Below are 13,803 nucleotides of genomic sequence, written 5' to 3'. Positions count from 1 at the left end.
GCACGGGTATTCGATCGGCATGACGCGATTCGGATACACCCTGATGACCGAACAGAGCGGCCCTCGCGACCTCGTTGAGTATGCAGTCGGCGCAGAGCAGGTGGGGTTCGACTTCGAAGTGTGCAGCGACCATTACTCGCCTTGGCTGGCTGGGCAGGGGCATGCGCCGAACGCTTGGCCGGTGCTGGGTGCTGTTGCGCACGCGACGAATTCGGTGCACCTGTATTCCTACGTGACGTGCCCGACGATGCGGTATCACCCGGCGGTGGTCGCCCAGAAGGCGGCGACCGTGCAGATCCTCGCCGACGGCCGGTTCACCCTGGGCCTGGGGAGCGGTGAGAATCTCAACGAGCACGTAGTCGGGCAGCGTTGGCCCACGGTCGAGCGCCGGCTCGACATGTTGGGTGAGGCAATCAAGATCATCAGGGAGCTCCTCGGCGGCGACCTGATCGATTTCCGGGGCGAGTACTTCGAAGTGGACTCCGCGCGGATCTGGGACATCCCCGACGAGCCGGTGACCATCGGCGTCTCCATGACCGGTGAGAAAGCTGTCGAGAAACTTGCGTTGCTCGCCGACCACCTGATCGACGTGGCTCCCGACCGCGCCATTGTCGACGACTGGCGCGACCGGCGGCAAGCCACCGGCGTACTGCCCGAAGGCCGGGTCATCGGGCAGGTTCCGGTGTGCTGGGATCCCGACCGGAGTGAAGCCGTCAGAAGGGCTCATGAGCAATTCCGGTGGTTCGCCGGCGGCTGGTCGGTCAACGCAGACCTGCCGACGCCCGCGGGGTTCGCCGCCGCGACGCAGTTCGTCAGGCCGCAGGACGTTGCGTCGGCCATAGCGTGCGGGCCTGACCTCGACCGGATCGTCCAATCGGTCGACGAATATCGCGATGCCGGCTTCACCGACATCGCATTGGTTCAGATCGGCGGCGATAGCCAGGAGCAGTTCTTGAACGAGGCGGCCAAACCGCTGCTGGCCGCGCTGCGCGCCGAACTCGACTGAACAGCCTTGGTAGGGAACGGTTTTCGGACAGAATTCAGCGGGCATCCGCGTCCGTGTCGGGAGGTGCTGTGGTCCGTGGCCGGACTTAAAAAGGGCATAAATCGTTGTTTGACAATGTGATTGGATGCGAAACGCAGAAGGGTGAACATACGACAGCCCCTTGTTGCCGGCCGGTGGAGGCGGTCCGAGGTGATGTTTGAATTGTTCGGTATGTGGGCACTAAATGTGAGGAATACCCGAACGTGCGGTCGATCCGTCGTACCCGCCACAGCAGCCGAGAGGAGCCGGACGTTGCCGGAGACCACGAGGCAGGGTAAAGCCAAGCAGAGTGAACTGCCGAGCACATTGCAGAAATCGGATGCCAAGGCGCAGCGGACATTCGCAACAGCACACGACTCGGCAGTGAAATCCTATGGTGAGGGTCAACGTGCCCACCGGGTGGCGTACTCGGCGCTCAAACACAGTTATGAGAAGGTCGGCGATGGACAAAAAAGAACTTGTGGAAGCAATCGAAAAAGAGAATCGCCGGGAAACGCGCAAGCGATGACGTGTCGTCTGGACTGATTCCCGGTGCCCATATGTCAACGGTGAAACCGGTGGTCGGGGGTATGGTGGGCGAGACAATGCCTGGAGGTCACATGGCCCAAGACAACGCACCCGACGCAGGCGTGCGGTCCGTCGAGTTGCGAGTCGCGGCCAGGGTAGAGAACCTTGCTGTTCTCAGAACGTTGGTCGGCGCTGCAGCGACTTTCGAGGATCTTGATTTCGACATGGTCGCCGACCTACGGCTGGCGGTGGACGAGGCGTGCACCGCGTTGATTCGATCCTCGGTGCCGGATTCGACGCTTGTCGTTGTGGTCGATCCGCGCGACGACGAAGTGGTCATCACCGCATCGACGACCTGCAGGGGCGAGAAGGTGGTCGAGCCCGGAAGCTTCAGCTGGCATGTCCTGACGTCATTGGCGCACGACGTGCAGACCTTCACCGATGGTCGGGACGCCGACACCGGCGCGGTATTCGGCATATCGCTGATAGCGAGGCGAGCGAGCCTTTCGCAGTGACATCGGAATATGCGGACGTCCTTGACATGTTCCGTGTGCTCGGCGGGCTGAACGAACACACGCAGGCTTACGCTGACCAACGCGAAGAGATCGTCACCAGATGCCTGCCGCTGGCGGACCACATCGCTCGTCGCTTCGACGGGCGCGGAGAAGCCCGCGAAGACCTCGTACAAGTCGCCCGGGTGGGGTTGGTCAACGCCGTCAACCGGTTCGATGTCGAGACCGGTTCGGACTTCGTATCATTCGCCGTGCCAACGATCATGGGTGAGGTACGGCGGCACTTCCGCGACAACAGCTGGTCGGTCAAGGTGCCGCGGCGGCTCAAGGAACTACACCTGCGCTTGGGAACGGCGACATCTGAGCTCTCTCAACGGTTAGGCCGGGCGCCCACTGCGTCCGAACTCGCCGAAGAACTCGGTGTCGACCGCGACGAAGTCGTCGAAGGTCTGGTGGCGGGCAGCTCCTACAACACGCTGTCCATCGACAGCGGCGGTGGCGGAGACGAGGAAGCTCCCGCCATCATGGATTCCCTCGGCGACGTCGACACCGCCCTCGAACGCATCGAGAATCGCGAGACGTTGCGCCCGTTGTTGGCAGCGTTGCCCGAGCGAGAACGCACGGTGCTACTTCTGCGGTTCTTCGAGTCTCAGACTCAGACGCAGATCGCCGAACGGGTCGGTGTCTCGCAGATGCATGTCTCGCGTCTGCTCGCGAAATCGCTGGCGCGGCTGCGCGACCAGTTGCAGTGATCGTGCGGCCCAGGAGGTGAAGCCTCAGGCCGTCCTAGGTGCGCCGATGCGCGTCTCAGTGGCAGGAGCTGGTGCCGGAACTTGACTTGAATTGTCGAAAGTCGTTGCTGGCGCGGAAGTTACGTGTGCACTTCCAGGCCCAGCGCCGCCTCCGCATACCGCCTCACGGTGTCCTCCGACATCGCGGCGGCATCCTCGAACCCGGGACGGCCCCGGCTGCTCATGAACCCGGTGACGGGGTCGAGTACGACCTCGGCGAGCAACTCGCCCGTCGTGGGCTCGCACACGGCCCACGTGTAACGGGTGTCATCGGCCCAGCCGTCCTCGGCGTCGTGCACATAGTCCAGGTCCGTCTCGCCCAGATCGGCCAGTGCGGGCCGGTCGTCGACGCGGTCATCGGCACGCAGTCCGCGCAAGTACCACTGGCCGTTGTTGATTTCGACGGGTTCCACATGCCCTCCAAGAAAGCCGAATGGCCACTTACGACACAGGATCTGCGTCATAGGTGGCCACTCGGCGCGAAAGATCTACTTGATCTCGGCGATCACGGTGCCCTGGGTGATGGCCGCGCCGGCCTCTACCGCTAGGCCGGTGATGGTGCCGTCCTTGTGGGCGGTAACCGGGTTCTCCATCTTCATGGCCTCCAGCACCACCACCAGATCGCCCGCGGAGACCTCCTGGCCCTCCTCGACGGCGACCTTGACCACGGTGCCCTGCATCGGTGCGGTGACCGCGTCGCCCGAGGCGGCAGACGCGCCGCTGGCGCCACGCTTACGCGACTTGGGCTTCTTGCGAACCACGCCGGCGGGGGCACCGCCGCCACCTCCACCGAGCGCCAGGTCGCCGGGCAGCGACACCTCGAGGCGGCGTCCGCCGACCTCGACCACGACGGTCTGCCGTGGGATGGTGTCCTCTTCCTCGATCGGGTCGCCACCGGTGAACGGCTCGACGGTGTTGTCCCACTCGGTCTCGATCCAGCGGGTGTGGACGTCGAACTTGTCGCCGTCACCGATGAACGCCGGATCGCTGACCACCGCGCGGTGGAATGGGATCACGGTCGCGAGGCCCTCGACGTTGAACTCGGCGAGCGCCCGGCGGGACCGGTCCAGCGCCTCGTCACGGGTCGCGCCGGTGACGATCAGCTTGGCCAGCATCGAGTCGAACTGACCGCCGATGACCGATCCGCTCTCCACGCCCGAGTCCATCCGGACGCCCGGGCCTGCCGGGGCCTCGAACTTGGTGACCGGGCCGGGGGCGGGCAGGAAGCCGCGGCCGGCGTCCTCGCCGTTGATCCGGAATTCGAAAGCATGACCTCGGGGCTCAGGATCTTCAGTAATGTCCAGACGCTCGCCGTTGGCGATCTTGAACTGCTGGCGCACCAGGTCGATGCCTGCGGTCTCCTCGGTGACGGGGTGCTCGACCTGCAGACGAGTGTTGACCTCGAGGAAGCTGATCAGGCCGTCCTGGCCGACCAGGTACTCGACGGTGCCCGCACCGTAATAGCCGGCCTCCTTGCAGATGCGCTTGGCGGACTCGTGGATCTCCTTGCGCTGTGCGTCGGTGAGGAACGGGGCCGGGGCCTCCTCGACCAGCTTCTGGAAGCGGCGTTGCAGCGAGCAGTCGCGAGTGCCGGCGACGACGACGTTGCCGTGCGTGTCAGCGATGACCTGAGCTTCGACGTGACGCGGCTTGTCCAGGTAGCGCTCGACGAAGCACTCACCGCGGCCGAACGCGGCGACGGCCTCACGGGTCGCAGACTCGAACAGTTCGGGAATCTCCTCGAGGGTCCGGGCCACCTTCATGCCGCGACCGCCACCACCGAATGCGGCCTTGATCGCGACCGGCACGCCGTACTCCTTGGCGAATGCGACGACCTCGTCGGCGTCCTTGACCGGGTCGGAGGTGCCGGGCACCAGCGGGGCTTGCGCGCGGGCGGCAATGTGGCGGGCAGTGACCTTATCGCCCAGGTCGCGGATGGACTGCGGGCTGGGTCCGATCCAGATCAGCCCGGCGTCGATGACGGCCTGGGCGAATTCAGCGTTCTCACTCAGGAAGCCGTAGCCGGGGTGGACGGCGTTGGCGCCTGACTTCGCGGCGGCGTCCAGGATCTTCTCAAAGACCAGGTAGGACTCGGCTGAGGTCTGCCCACCCAGGGCGAACGCTTCGTCGGCGAGCCGTACGTGCGGCGCGTCGGCGTCGGGCTCGGCGTACACGGCCACGCTGATCAGTCCGGCGTCCTTGGCGGCGCGGATCACCCGAACCGCGATCTCCCCTCGATTGGCGACAAGCACCTTGGAGATCTTTGAGCTGGCGTGGTTGGCCACGGTGCCTCCTCGGCAGGTTCTCTAAGAATCGTCTTTAAGAATGTATCGCGGGAAGTTTATGCGGCGCTCCTTAATGCTCGGTGAGGCGGTGCCGGTTACTTGAAAGTAAGTTTTTACAGGTTGCAGTGACCTGGGGCGCAGGCCGACTCAGCGCAGGCGCCGTTTGATCCGGGCCAGCATGGCCGACATCCCACGTAACCTCAGCGGACTGATCAACGCGGCGAGTCCGAGGTCGGTGTAGAAATCGTCGGGGACTGCGAGGATGGCGGCGGTGGACTGGCGGTCGAGGCCGGTAGCCAGGATCGCGGCGAAGCCCCGCGTCGTGGGAGCTTCGGCGGGCGCGCTGAAATACAACCGGACGTGATCAGGGTCGGACGCGTCGACGTCGAGGAACAACGGCGACTGGCACTCCGGCACAGGCTCCATGGCCGCCTCTTCGAGCTCAGGTGGCAGCGCCGGCAATTCATTGGCGAACTCCAGTAGGAGCTGGAGCTTGTCCTGGCCGGACACTTCCTGGAAGTCCGAAACCACCTCCGCCAGAGCCGCCGGCATGGAGCTCATGAGGCTCCCGGGACTTCACCTGCATCAGGGCCGACAGCGACCGGCACGCGCACCGCGTTGCCCCATTCGGTCCACGAGCCGTCGTAGTTGCGGACATCGGGCAGCCCGAGCAGATGCGTCAGCACGAACCAGGTGTGGCTGGAACGTTCGCCGATGCGGCAGTACACGACGGTCTCGTCGGCAGGGGTGAGGAAGCTGTAGAGCTCCTCGAGTTCGGCGCGGCTGCGGAACTCGCCGCTGTCCTTGGCTGCCTTGGCCCACGGGATGGAACGCGCGGTCGGGATATGGCCGCCCCGCAGCGCACCTTCTTCGGGATAGTCGGGCATGTGCGTGCGCTCGCCGGTGTACTCCTGTGGTGATCGCACATCGATCAGCGGCTGCTTGCCGAGGATGTCGAGGACATCCTGTTTGTACGCCCGGATCGGGGCGTCGTTGCGCTCGACCACCGGGTAACCCGAGGTCTCCCGGGACGGCACGTCAAGGGTTGTGTCGCGACCGTTGGACACCCACAGGTCGCGGCCACCGTCGAGCAACCGCACATCGGGGTGGCCGAACAACGTGAACACCCACAGTGCGTAGGCAGCCCACCAGTTGCTCTTGTCGCCGTAGATCACCACGGTGTCGTCCCGGGCGATGCCCTTACGATCCATCAACTCAGCGAATTGCTCGCCGGTGATGTAGTCCCGGACGTGAGGATCGTTGAGGTCGGTGTGCCAATCGATCTTCACCGCACCGGGGATGTGGCCGGTGTCGTAGAGCAGCACGTCCTCGTTGGACTCGACGATGGACAGTCCGGGCCTGCCGAGGTTGCTGGCCAGCCAGTCGGCAGTGACCAAGCGTTCGGGATGGGCGTATTCGGTCAGTGTGGGGCTGGGATCTGCAGGCAGCGGCACAACCACGAGCGTACCGCTGAGCGGGAAAGCGCTGTTCGGCGGTAGGAGTCCGTCGTCAGGCGGTGTACACGACCTCGTAGGCGACGGCATAGCGGCGCATGGCCTGCCCGGTACGGCTTTTCATCTGAGAGGACCGCGTGCGGAACAGCGACCCGCCGTCCTGGCACCACGTGACGACCCGCAGCAGGCGCTTGCCCGGTGCGAGCTGCTTGGCGATGACGTCGGCGAATGCGGCGCGCAGCCGCTCCAGATCATAGGTCTCGATGTCGCGTGTCACGCGTACGTCCCACATCGTCTCTTCGACTGGCATGCCGCCCAGTGTCGACCCGCCGGAGCGCATATCGGAGTCATCGGCGCGGCGTGCCGTCACGGAAAAAGGTTGCAATTTGGTCACTGTAGAACGGTGACGCCGGCCCGGACCCTGTGTCGCCCAAAATCGAAGTAGCCGCCGACATTGCGAATTCCGTTGTCGTGCAATGACAGTCAGTCGGCCGTCCTGTTCGCCGGCAGGGCGCCCATCCGATTCGGGAAGTCCTTGGTAGGCCCGCCGCGTCGTCCGGGCGGAGTTTGGCTGAGGTCGGTGAGGGTATCCACATCGCAAAAAGAGGAGCGATGCCCGATGAAAGCGGCGACATCCGGTCGAACAGGAGCCAGGGTTCGGCTGTCCCACCATGTAATCCGGCTCGATGACGGGCATCAGGTCGGTGTCTCCATCGGCGGTCGAGGTGTTCCGTTGGTCTTTCTGCACGGTTTGGGACTGAGTCGTCGGGCATATCTACGCCTGCTCAGCCGGGTCGCCGGCCTGGGGTTCCTGGTCGTGGCCGTCGACACTGCCGGCCACGGCGACACGCACGACCTACCCTGTGGCGCAGGCGAACTCAGCGACCGAGCCGATCTCGTGATTCGAAGCCTCGATGCGCTCGGGGTCAATCGGGCTGTCTTCACGGGACATTCGATGGGTGGGCGAATGACAATCCACCTCGCCGCCACCGCACCCGAGCGGGTGATAGCGGCCATCCTGTTCGATGCCGCCGCGGGCACGTCGTTCGACGCCGCCGTAGCCACCGTGGTGCATTCGCCCCGTCAGATATTGCGCGCCATCTCCGGAGCGGTGAGTGACATGTACCGGGACCCATTCCGAATGCAGCTCGCCTCCGCAAGCAGATACCTACGCATGCTGAGCGCTGTCGCGATGGGCCGGCTCCTGCCCCCGACGGGATTCACCGGTGCGGCGCGAGCGATCCTGCAGTCGGCGGAGTGCACCCCGCTGCTGCGTACGATGCGAGAACGGCATATTCCGACGATCGTGCTCCATGGCGAAAGCGATGCGATCGTGCCGTTCGAAAGCGCTTGCGACGTCGCGAATGACGCGAACGCGACGCTGTATCGGGTGCGTGGCGCCTGTCATTCCTGGCTCATCACCAACCCACGCCACGGGGCCGACTCGGTCCGCCGGCTGCTCGAGGGTGCGTTGGGCGACGTGCTTCGCCAGACTGCCGCAGAGTTGAGCATCACCGACTGGCGCGACATCGAGGAATGGGACCGGACGCTGACCGCGCCGGACGCGTGGGTGCGGAAACTGAACACCGACGCCAACCTGCTGGGGATGGATGTTGCCGAGCGGGTCGACATGGAGCTGGTGCGCCGTGCCGAGCGCCCAAGCATCGCCCGACAACATGTCGCAGCGGTCCGCCAATTGCTTCTGCCCCGAGACGTGCGCACCGCATGACCGCGTATCGACGTGCGCGCAGGCGTCAACTCATCGCGTGGAGTTTTGCCAGAGACCCGCGATGGAGAGCCCGGCCGTGGCCAGCATGCGGCGCAGCAGCGGCAGACTCAAGCCGATCACGTTCGACGGGTCGCCGTCGATGCGGTCGACGAACCAGCCGCCCAGCCCATCGAGGGTGAATCCGCCTGCAACGCCGAGAGGTTCACCGGTGCCCAGATAAGCGTCGAGGTCTTGGTCCGTCGGTGTCGCGAAATACACTGTGGTGGCGGCTGTTTCGACAATGCGGTCGCCGACGGATCCATCGCGCACGGTGATCACTGCGTGTCCGGTGTAGAGCCGGCCCGCCTGACCGGACATGGCGTGCCACTGCTGGCGTGCCACCTCGGCTGTGCCGGGTTTCCCGCAGAGCCGACCGTTGAGGAAAAGCATGGAATCACAACCGATCACCACGCAGTCGGAGGCGATCTCAGCGGGCAGCCGGGTGACGACGTCGTCGGCCTTGGCCACCGCCAGCTCGCCGACCACATGATCGGGTTGGGCATCGCCCAAGCCGGCGATGATCGCGTCCTCGTCAACGCCCGAAACCACCACCAGCGGGTCGATGCCGGCGTGGCGCAGTACACCGAGGCGGCCTGACGACGCGGAACCCAGGACAACGCGCGTCATCAGTACCGTTTCTTCTTCGCGCAAGCGCTCATCACTGCCGCTTTCTTCTTCGCGCAAGCGCTCATCAGTGGTCCACCTTGTGCTCAGCCCGGACTTCGGGCGGCCCAGTAGCGCCCGTCATGGGTGACGAGGGTATCGAGCCTTTGCGGTCTGCTCGCCGTCGGTGTGGTGAGCGGCCCTGGTCGCGTCTGGGGAAGCCGCAGCGCGCGGTCCGACGAGCAAACTTTCAAAGGTGATCAGCAGGTTCGCTTCGGCAGAATGACGACCCACTGCACCAGCAACATCCTGTAAGAGTGCTGAAACTGCATATCTAAGCCTAGTTTAAGCATCGAGGTCGATATGGTCATCAACTGACACTGCCTAGCCAGTCTCTGCTTAAGCAACATCATAGTCTGTTGGGTACTGGAAACAGATATTGGTGTCTAGCTGGAGTGATGCTATAGGACTATACGCACAAACTTATGTTTGGCAACGTATCGATCGTGTACTAGCGTAAGCTTCATCACCGTGGTGACCCCCATCGTGTATCCACAAGGGGGAAGGTGCTATTTATTAGCTGTAACTGCGCTGACGAACGGATAAGGGAGCTTGAAATGAGTAGGGCCATATCCGACGCTCGGCATGTGGCAGAAGTTGTCGCAATGCCGGTGCCACGCAGGCTTCGGGCGTGGCAACGCGGTTACCTTCAATTGCTCTGGATCTCCGACGCGCTTGTCGTCACCTTGGTGATCGCCGGTGCTCAATCCCTGAGGTTTGGGAGCCTGCACGGTGGGAGCCTCGCTGGCTATAACTCAGTGGGCTACTCGATGGTGTCCCTGGCCTTAGCCGCGGCGTGGTTGGCGGCGATGGCCATCTACCGGACTCGCTCTCATCGTGTGATCGGGAGTGGACTCGAAGAATATCGACGCGTTTGGGCTGCGACGTTGTCTTTGTTCGGAGCCGTCGCCGTGGTTTCCACGCTTTTCCGGCTCGATATTGCACGTGGCTACCTCGCGATTGCGCTCCCGGCGGGGCTGATGATGCTGACTGTCAATCGCTGGCTGTGGCGTCGATATGTCGCGCACCGCCGGGTCGACGGCGCATTCATGAACACCGTCCTCGCGGTTGGCCGGCCGGATTCGGTTGAGGAGTTGGCCGAAGCGCTGGCGAAGCGTCCCGCCGAGGGGTACCGGGTGATTGGCGTGTGCGCCCCCGGCCTGTTCGGTCGCGACCGCGTAAACATTCCTGGACTGGGGGATGTGCCGGTCTTCCCCAACGACGAGGACCTGGCCGCCGTAGTTGCGGAATCAGGAGCCGACACCGTGGTGCTCACTTCGGGCTACCTGCGCCCGGACGCCATCCGCGACCTGTCGTGGCAGTTGGAGAAGCTGGATGTCGATCTGGTGGTTTCACCCGGGATGGTCGACGTCGCCGGTCCGCGGCTGACCGTGCGCCTGGTGGGCGGACAGCCCCTGATCCACGTCGACAAGCCTCGCTACGACGACGCCAAGTGCTTCCAGAAGCGCGTTTTCGATATCTGCTTCTCGATTCTGGCGCTCACCTTGGTCTCCCCGATCCTGGTCGGTGCGGCACTGGCCATCAAACTGTCGAGTCGCGGGCCGGTGCTCTACCTTTCGGAGCGAATCGGCTTGGACGGCAAGCCATTTCAGATGATCAAGTTCCGCAGTATGATCGTCGACGCGGATCGCCGACTGTCTGACGTGGCCCACCTCGACGAGGGCGGCGGTGTGCTATTCAAGATCCGCCGGGATCCACGGATCACGCCAGTAGGGCGCTTCCTTCGTCGGTACAGCCTCGACGAGCTGCCCCAATTCTTCAACGTGCTGAGTGGTGCGATGAGTGTGGTCGGTCCGCGACCGCCACTGCCAAACGAGGTGGCCTCCTACAACTCTCAGATTTGGCGCCGGTTGTTGGTGCGGCCGGGGATCACGGGTTTGTGGCAGGTGAGTGGCCGCTCCGACCTAACCTGGGAAGAGTCAGTGCGACTGGACCTGTCATACGTCGAAAACTGGTCGATGCTCACCGACCTGGCCATCGCGGTCAAAACGGTTCGAGCCATATGGCTGGGGTCTGGTGCCTATTGACCGGCCGCATCGTGAACCCGGCTTTCACGGAGAGTAGTGACTCGATCGCGGTTTGTTTGATGCGGCCGGCGCCTTCGAGAGCGATGACGTCGGTGTGATGGACGACCGGGTCCACCATCGCCGAGGTGATGGTTCTGGCCTCAGATGTCGTGCGGCGCTGGCCTGAATGAGACTATCGCGTGGTTCGCGCTGAACGGTCGGTCGGTTTCGTAGGTTGATCCGCCACACGCTGCACCTCGGCAGTGCTAAGCAGCCAATCCGGCGATGATCGTGTCCTCGTCGACGCCCGAAACCACCACGGGGTCGATGCCGGCGTGGCGCAGTACATCGAGGCGGCCTGACGACAGGGAACCCAAGCGCTCACAGTCCATATGTTCTTCGCGCAAGCGCTCATCAGTACCGTTTCTTCTTCGCGCAAGCGCTCATCAGCGCCGAATGTGGGTCCGCTCCAACAACGTCACCCGCTGCCAGCTGAAGATCGAGTAGCGCAGCTTGTCTGCCGGATGGCCCCACAGGTTGCGATTGCGGCGGACTCGTTCGGTGCCGCCGCCGGCGGCGCCCAGCACGGCCATCAGCACAGCCATGTCCTCGTCGGTCGGATTACCGGTGAGGACTTTGATATGGGCCTCATGGTCGGCCTTCGCTTCGTCGGTCTGGACCCCGTCCGTTGCCACCGTCTGTTCTCCGCTCACTACAGTTGAACCGTTCGCCCCGCTCACAGTGGAATGTTCCCGTGCTTCTTCGGCGGCGTCTGCACGATCTTGCGGTCCAGCAGCCGTAGCGCAGTACCGATGTAGCCACGCGTGTGCGACGGCGGGATGACCGCGTCAACGTATCCGCGCTCGGCAGCGATGTAGGGGTTCACCAAAGTGTCTTCGTAGGTCTGCTGCAGTTCGAGGCGCAGCGCGTCGACGTCCTGCCCGTCCTGCGCTGCCTTCCTGAGATCGGAGCGGTAGACGAAGCCCACCGCACCCGAGGCGCCCATGACCGCGATCTGCGCTGTCGGCCACGCCACGTTGACGTCGCAACCCATGTTCTTGGACCCCATCACGCAGTACGCGCCACCGTAGGCCTTGCGGGTGATGACGGTGACCTTGGCGACGGTGGCCTCACCGTAGGCGTAGAGCAGCTTGGCGCCGCGGCGGATGATGCCGTTGTACTCCTGGTCGGTGCCGGGCAGGAAGCCGGGAACGTCGACGAGCATGACGATCGGGATGTTGAAGCAGTCGCAGGTGCGCACGAACCGGGCGGCCTTCTCCGAGGCGTTGATGTCCAGGCAGCCGGCGAACTGGGTGGGCTGGTTGGCGACGATGCCGACCGGGCGGCCCTCGATGCGGCCGAATCCGATGATGATGTTCTGCGCGTAACCCGCCTGCACCTCGAGGAATTCGTCGTCGTCGAGGATGCGTGAGATGACCTCGTGCATGTCGTAGGGCTGGTTGGGTGAATCCGGGATCAGAGTGTCGAGCTCGAGGTCTTCCTCGGTGAGGTTGTCCTCGATCGGCCCGACCGGCGGCTCGGCCGGGTAGTGCGGTGGCTCGGCGAAGTTGTTGGGGGGCAGATAGCTCAGCAGTTCGCGCACGTAGTCGAAGGCGTCCTGCTCGCCGGTGGCGACATAGTGCGCGGTACCCGACTTGGCCTCGTGGGTGTGAGCACCGCCCAGCTCCTCCATTGTGACGTCCTCGCCGGTGACGGTCTTGATGACGTCGGGCCCGGTGATGAACATCTGGCTGGTCTGGTCAACCATGACGATGAAGTCGGTAAGCGCGGGGGAGTAGACGTGCCCGCCGGCGGCGGCGCCCATGATCAGGGAGATCTGCGGGATGACGCCCGAGGCCAGGATGTTGTTGCGGAAGATCTGGCTGTACAGACCCAGCGAGACGACGCCTTCGTGGATGCGGGCGCCTGCGCCGTCGTTGATGCCGATCAGTGGGCGGCCGGTCTTGATGGCCAGCTCTTGGATCTTGACGATCTTCTCGCCGTACACCTCGCCGAGGCTGCCGCCGAACACGGTGGCGTCTTGGCTGAAGATGCACACGTCGCGGCCGTCGATGGTGCCGTACCCGGTGACCACGCCATCGCCGAGCGGGCGATTGTCGGCCAGGCCGAAGTTGGTGCTGCGATGTCGGGCCAGCGCGTCCAGCTCGACGAACGAGCCCTCGTCGAGCAGCCCAAAGATGCGCTCGCGGGCAGTCAGCTTGCCCTTGGCGTGCACCCTGTCCACGGCGTCCTCGCCGACAGGATGCAGGGTCTCTGCGGTGCGCTTGCGTAGATCGGCCAGCTTGCCTGCGGTGGTGTGGATGTCCACCGTGTGCTCGGCTTGGGCTTCCGGCGGATCGGTAACGCTCGTCATGGGTCACGATGCTATCGGTGCGACGGTGCCGTGTCGCGCGTGGCCCTTAGTTTTTCCTTAGAGAAGGTCGGCCGCAGGTACTCGCCCGGGTTGCTAAGTACTGACGTTCTCCACGTGGTCTAGTCCAAGGCTGGTCGTATTCAGCACACTTTATCTGTGGTGCTGACGAGAGACGCTCGGTGCATGGGTCTTGAGCTGTGGCTTTGCGGTCACATCGACGAGTGTCTGCGGTCGTACTTGCATTTCTATTGCTAATGACACTAAAAATACCTGGTAGAGAGGCTGAAGATGCCTGACAGGAGGCTGAACTCAGCGGGCGTAGTTGCCGATCTCGGTTTAGCTGCTACTGTGTTAACTGGAGTGCATCTCAGCAAATG

The 13,803-nt window shown here is 63.9% G+C and carries 14 protein-coding genes and 1 pseudogene; 6 read left to right on the top strand and 9 right to left on the bottom strand.

Going from position 1 to position 13,803, the window contains the following annotated elements:
- Positions 1-19 precede the first annotated feature (19 nt).
- From H276_RS0111160 to H276_RS0111150, 4 genes and pseudogenes are all read left to right on the top strand, one after another.
- The gene (locus H276_RS0111160; protein ID WP_026356853.1) at positions 20-1,006 is read left to right on the top strand and encodes an LLM class F420-dependent oxidoreductase; all 987 of its coding nucleotides are present in this window, start codon (positions 20-22) and stop codon (positions 1,004-1,006) included.
- Positions 1,007-1,297: 291 nt separating this feature from the next.
- Positions 1,298-1,549 (top strand): annotated as a pseudogene (locus H276_RS24050) (ChaB family protein); the annotation flags it as partial.
- A 95-nt stretch (positions 1,550-1,644) separates the two neighbouring features.
- Positions 1,645-2,067, top strand: coding sequence for an anti-sigma factor (locus H276_RS0111155; protein WP_051111419.1), 423 nt, complete (start codon positions 1,645-1,647; stop codon positions 2,065-2,067).
- A gap of 26 nt (positions 2,068-2,093) precedes the next feature.
- Positions 2,094-2,816 carry an RNA polymerase sigma factor SigF gene (locus H276_RS0111150; protein ID WP_231376658.1) on the top strand — a complete coding sequence of 241 codons (723 nt, stop codon included), beginning with the start codon at positions 2,094-2,096 and terminating at the stop codon, positions 2,814-2,816.
- A 119-nt stretch (positions 2,817-2,935) separates the two neighbouring features.
- Here H276_RS0111150 and H276_RS22855 read toward each other — a convergent pair whose 3' ends face one another.
- The 5 genes from H276_RS22855 to H276_RS0111120 form a co-directional block, all read right to left on the bottom strand.
- On the bottom strand, positions 2,936-3,268 hold the full coding sequence (locus H276_RS22855) for a hypothetical protein (protein ID WP_018601548.1): 333 nt from the start codon (positions 3,266-3,268) through the stop codon (positions 2,936-2,938).
- A gap of 75 nt (positions 3,269-3,343) precedes the next feature.
- Positions 3,344-5,140, bottom strand: coding sequence for an acetyl/propionyl/methylcrotonyl-CoA carboxylase subunit alpha (locus H276_RS0111135; RefSeq protein WP_019971388.1), 1,797 nt, complete (start codon positions 5,138-5,140; stop codon positions 3,344-3,346).
- Positions 5,141-5,287: 147 nt separating this feature from the next.
- Positions 5,288-5,701: a SufE family protein gene (locus H276_RS0111130; protein ID WP_019971387.1), complete on the bottom strand. Its 414-nt coding sequence runs from the start codon at positions 5,699-5,701 to the stop codon at positions 5,288-5,290.
- Positions 5,698-6,594 (bottom strand): sulfurtransferase, encoded by an 897-nt coding sequence (locus H276_RS0111125; RefSeq protein WP_026356852.1) that lies wholly within the window; start codon positions 6,592-6,594, stop codon positions 5,698-5,700. The genes H276_RS0111130 and H276_RS0111125 overlap by 4 nt, the downstream gene beginning before the upstream one ends.
- Before the next feature lie 55 nt (positions 6,595-6,649).
- Positions 6,650-6,964: a hypothetical protein gene (locus tag H276_RS0111120; protein ID WP_019971385.1), complete on the bottom strand. Its 315-nt coding sequence runs from the start codon at positions 6,962-6,964 to the stop codon at positions 6,650-6,652.
- A 249-nt stretch (positions 6,965-7,213) separates the two neighbouring features.
- On the opposite strand from H276_RS0111120, the gene H276_RS0111115 reads away from it, so the two are divergent.
- The gene (locus H276_RS0111115; RefSeq protein ID WP_019971384.1) at positions 7,214-8,323 is read left to right on the top strand and encodes an alpha/beta fold hydrolase; all 1,110 of its coding nucleotides are present in this window, start codon (positions 7,214-7,216) and stop codon (positions 8,321-8,323) included.
- Between the two features lie 30 nt (positions 8,324-8,353).
- On the opposite strand, the gene H276_RS0111110 is transcribed toward H276_RS0111115, so the two are convergent.
- Complete coding sequence (locus tag H276_RS0111110; protein ID WP_081625453.1) at positions 8,354-8,992, bottom strand: nucleoside triphosphate pyrophosphatase; 639 nt, start codon at positions 8,990-8,992, stop codon at positions 8,354-8,356.
- Positions 8,993-9,582: 590 nt separating this feature from the next.
- Between H276_RS0111110 and H276_RS0111100 the strand changes: the two genes are divergently transcribed.
- Positions 9,583-11,073: a sugar transferase gene (locus tag H276_RS0111100; RefSeq protein ID WP_081625443.1), complete on the top strand. Its 1,491-nt coding sequence runs from the start codon at positions 9,583-9,585 to the stop codon at positions 11,071-11,073.
- Between the two features lie 245 nt (positions 11,074-11,318).
- Here H276_RS0111100 and H276_RS25010 read toward each other — a convergent pair whose 3' ends face one another.
- From H276_RS25010 to H276_RS0111085, 3 genes are read right to left on the bottom strand one after another with little or no spacing between them, the layout of a single operon-like run.
- Entirely contained in the window at positions 11,319-11,459 is a 141-nt protein-coding gene (locus H276_RS25010) for a hypothetical protein (RefSeq protein WP_196807898.1), read from the bottom strand.
- Positions 11,460-11,498: 39 nt separating this feature from the next.
- Positions 11,499-11,792 (bottom strand): acyl-CoA carboxylase subunit epsilon, encoded by a 294-nt coding sequence (locus tag H276_RS0111090; protein WP_026356849.1) that lies wholly within the window; start codon positions 11,790-11,792, stop codon positions 11,499-11,501.
- Positions 11,789-13,426: an acyl-CoA carboxylase subunit beta gene (locus H276_RS0111085; protein WP_019971378.1), complete on the bottom strand. Its 1,638-nt coding sequence runs from the start codon at positions 13,424-13,426 to the stop codon at positions 11,789-11,791. Before H276_RS0111085 ends, H276_RS0111090 begins: the two co-directional genes overlap by 4 nt.
- Between the last annotated feature and the right edge of the window lie 377 nt (positions 13,427-13,803).

Source organism: Mycobacterium sp. 141, assembly GCF_000382405.1.
Taxonomy (GTDB): domain Bacteria; phylum Actinomycetota; class Actinomycetes; order Mycobacteriales; family Mycobacteriaceae; genus Mycobacterium.
The sequence above is the reverse complement of the archived record's forward strand: the minus strand, read 5'-3'. Positions and strand labels throughout refer to the sequence as shown.

Coding starts and splice junctions, on each gene's coding strand:
- H276_RS0111160 (WP_026356853.1), top strand. CDS start 20: ATGACGCGATTCGGATACACCCTGATGACCGAACAGAGCGGCCCTCGC.
- H276_RS0111155 (WP_051111419.1), top strand. CDS start 1,645: ATGGCCCAAGACAACGCACCCGACGCAGGCGTGCGGTCCGTCGAGTTG.
- H276_RS0111150 (WP_231376658.1), top strand. CDS start 2,094: ATGTTCCGTGTGCTCGGCGGGCTGAACGAACACACGCAGGCTTACGCT.
- H276_RS0111130 (WP_019971387.1), bottom strand. CDS start 5,701: ATGAGCTCCATGCCGGCGGCTCTGGCGGAGGTGGTTTCGGACTTCCAG.
- H276_RS0111115 (WP_019971384.1), top strand. CDS start 7,214: ATGAAAGCGGCGACATCCGGTCGAACAGGAGCCAGGGTTCGGCTGTCC.
- H276_RS0111100 (WP_081625443.1), top strand. CDS start 9,583: ATGAGTAGGGCCATATCCGACGCTCGGCATGTGGCAGAAGTTGTCGCA.
- H276_RS0111085 (WP_019971378.1), bottom strand. CDS start 13,426: ATGACGAGCGTTACCGATCCGCCGGAAGCCCAAGCCGAGCACACGGTG.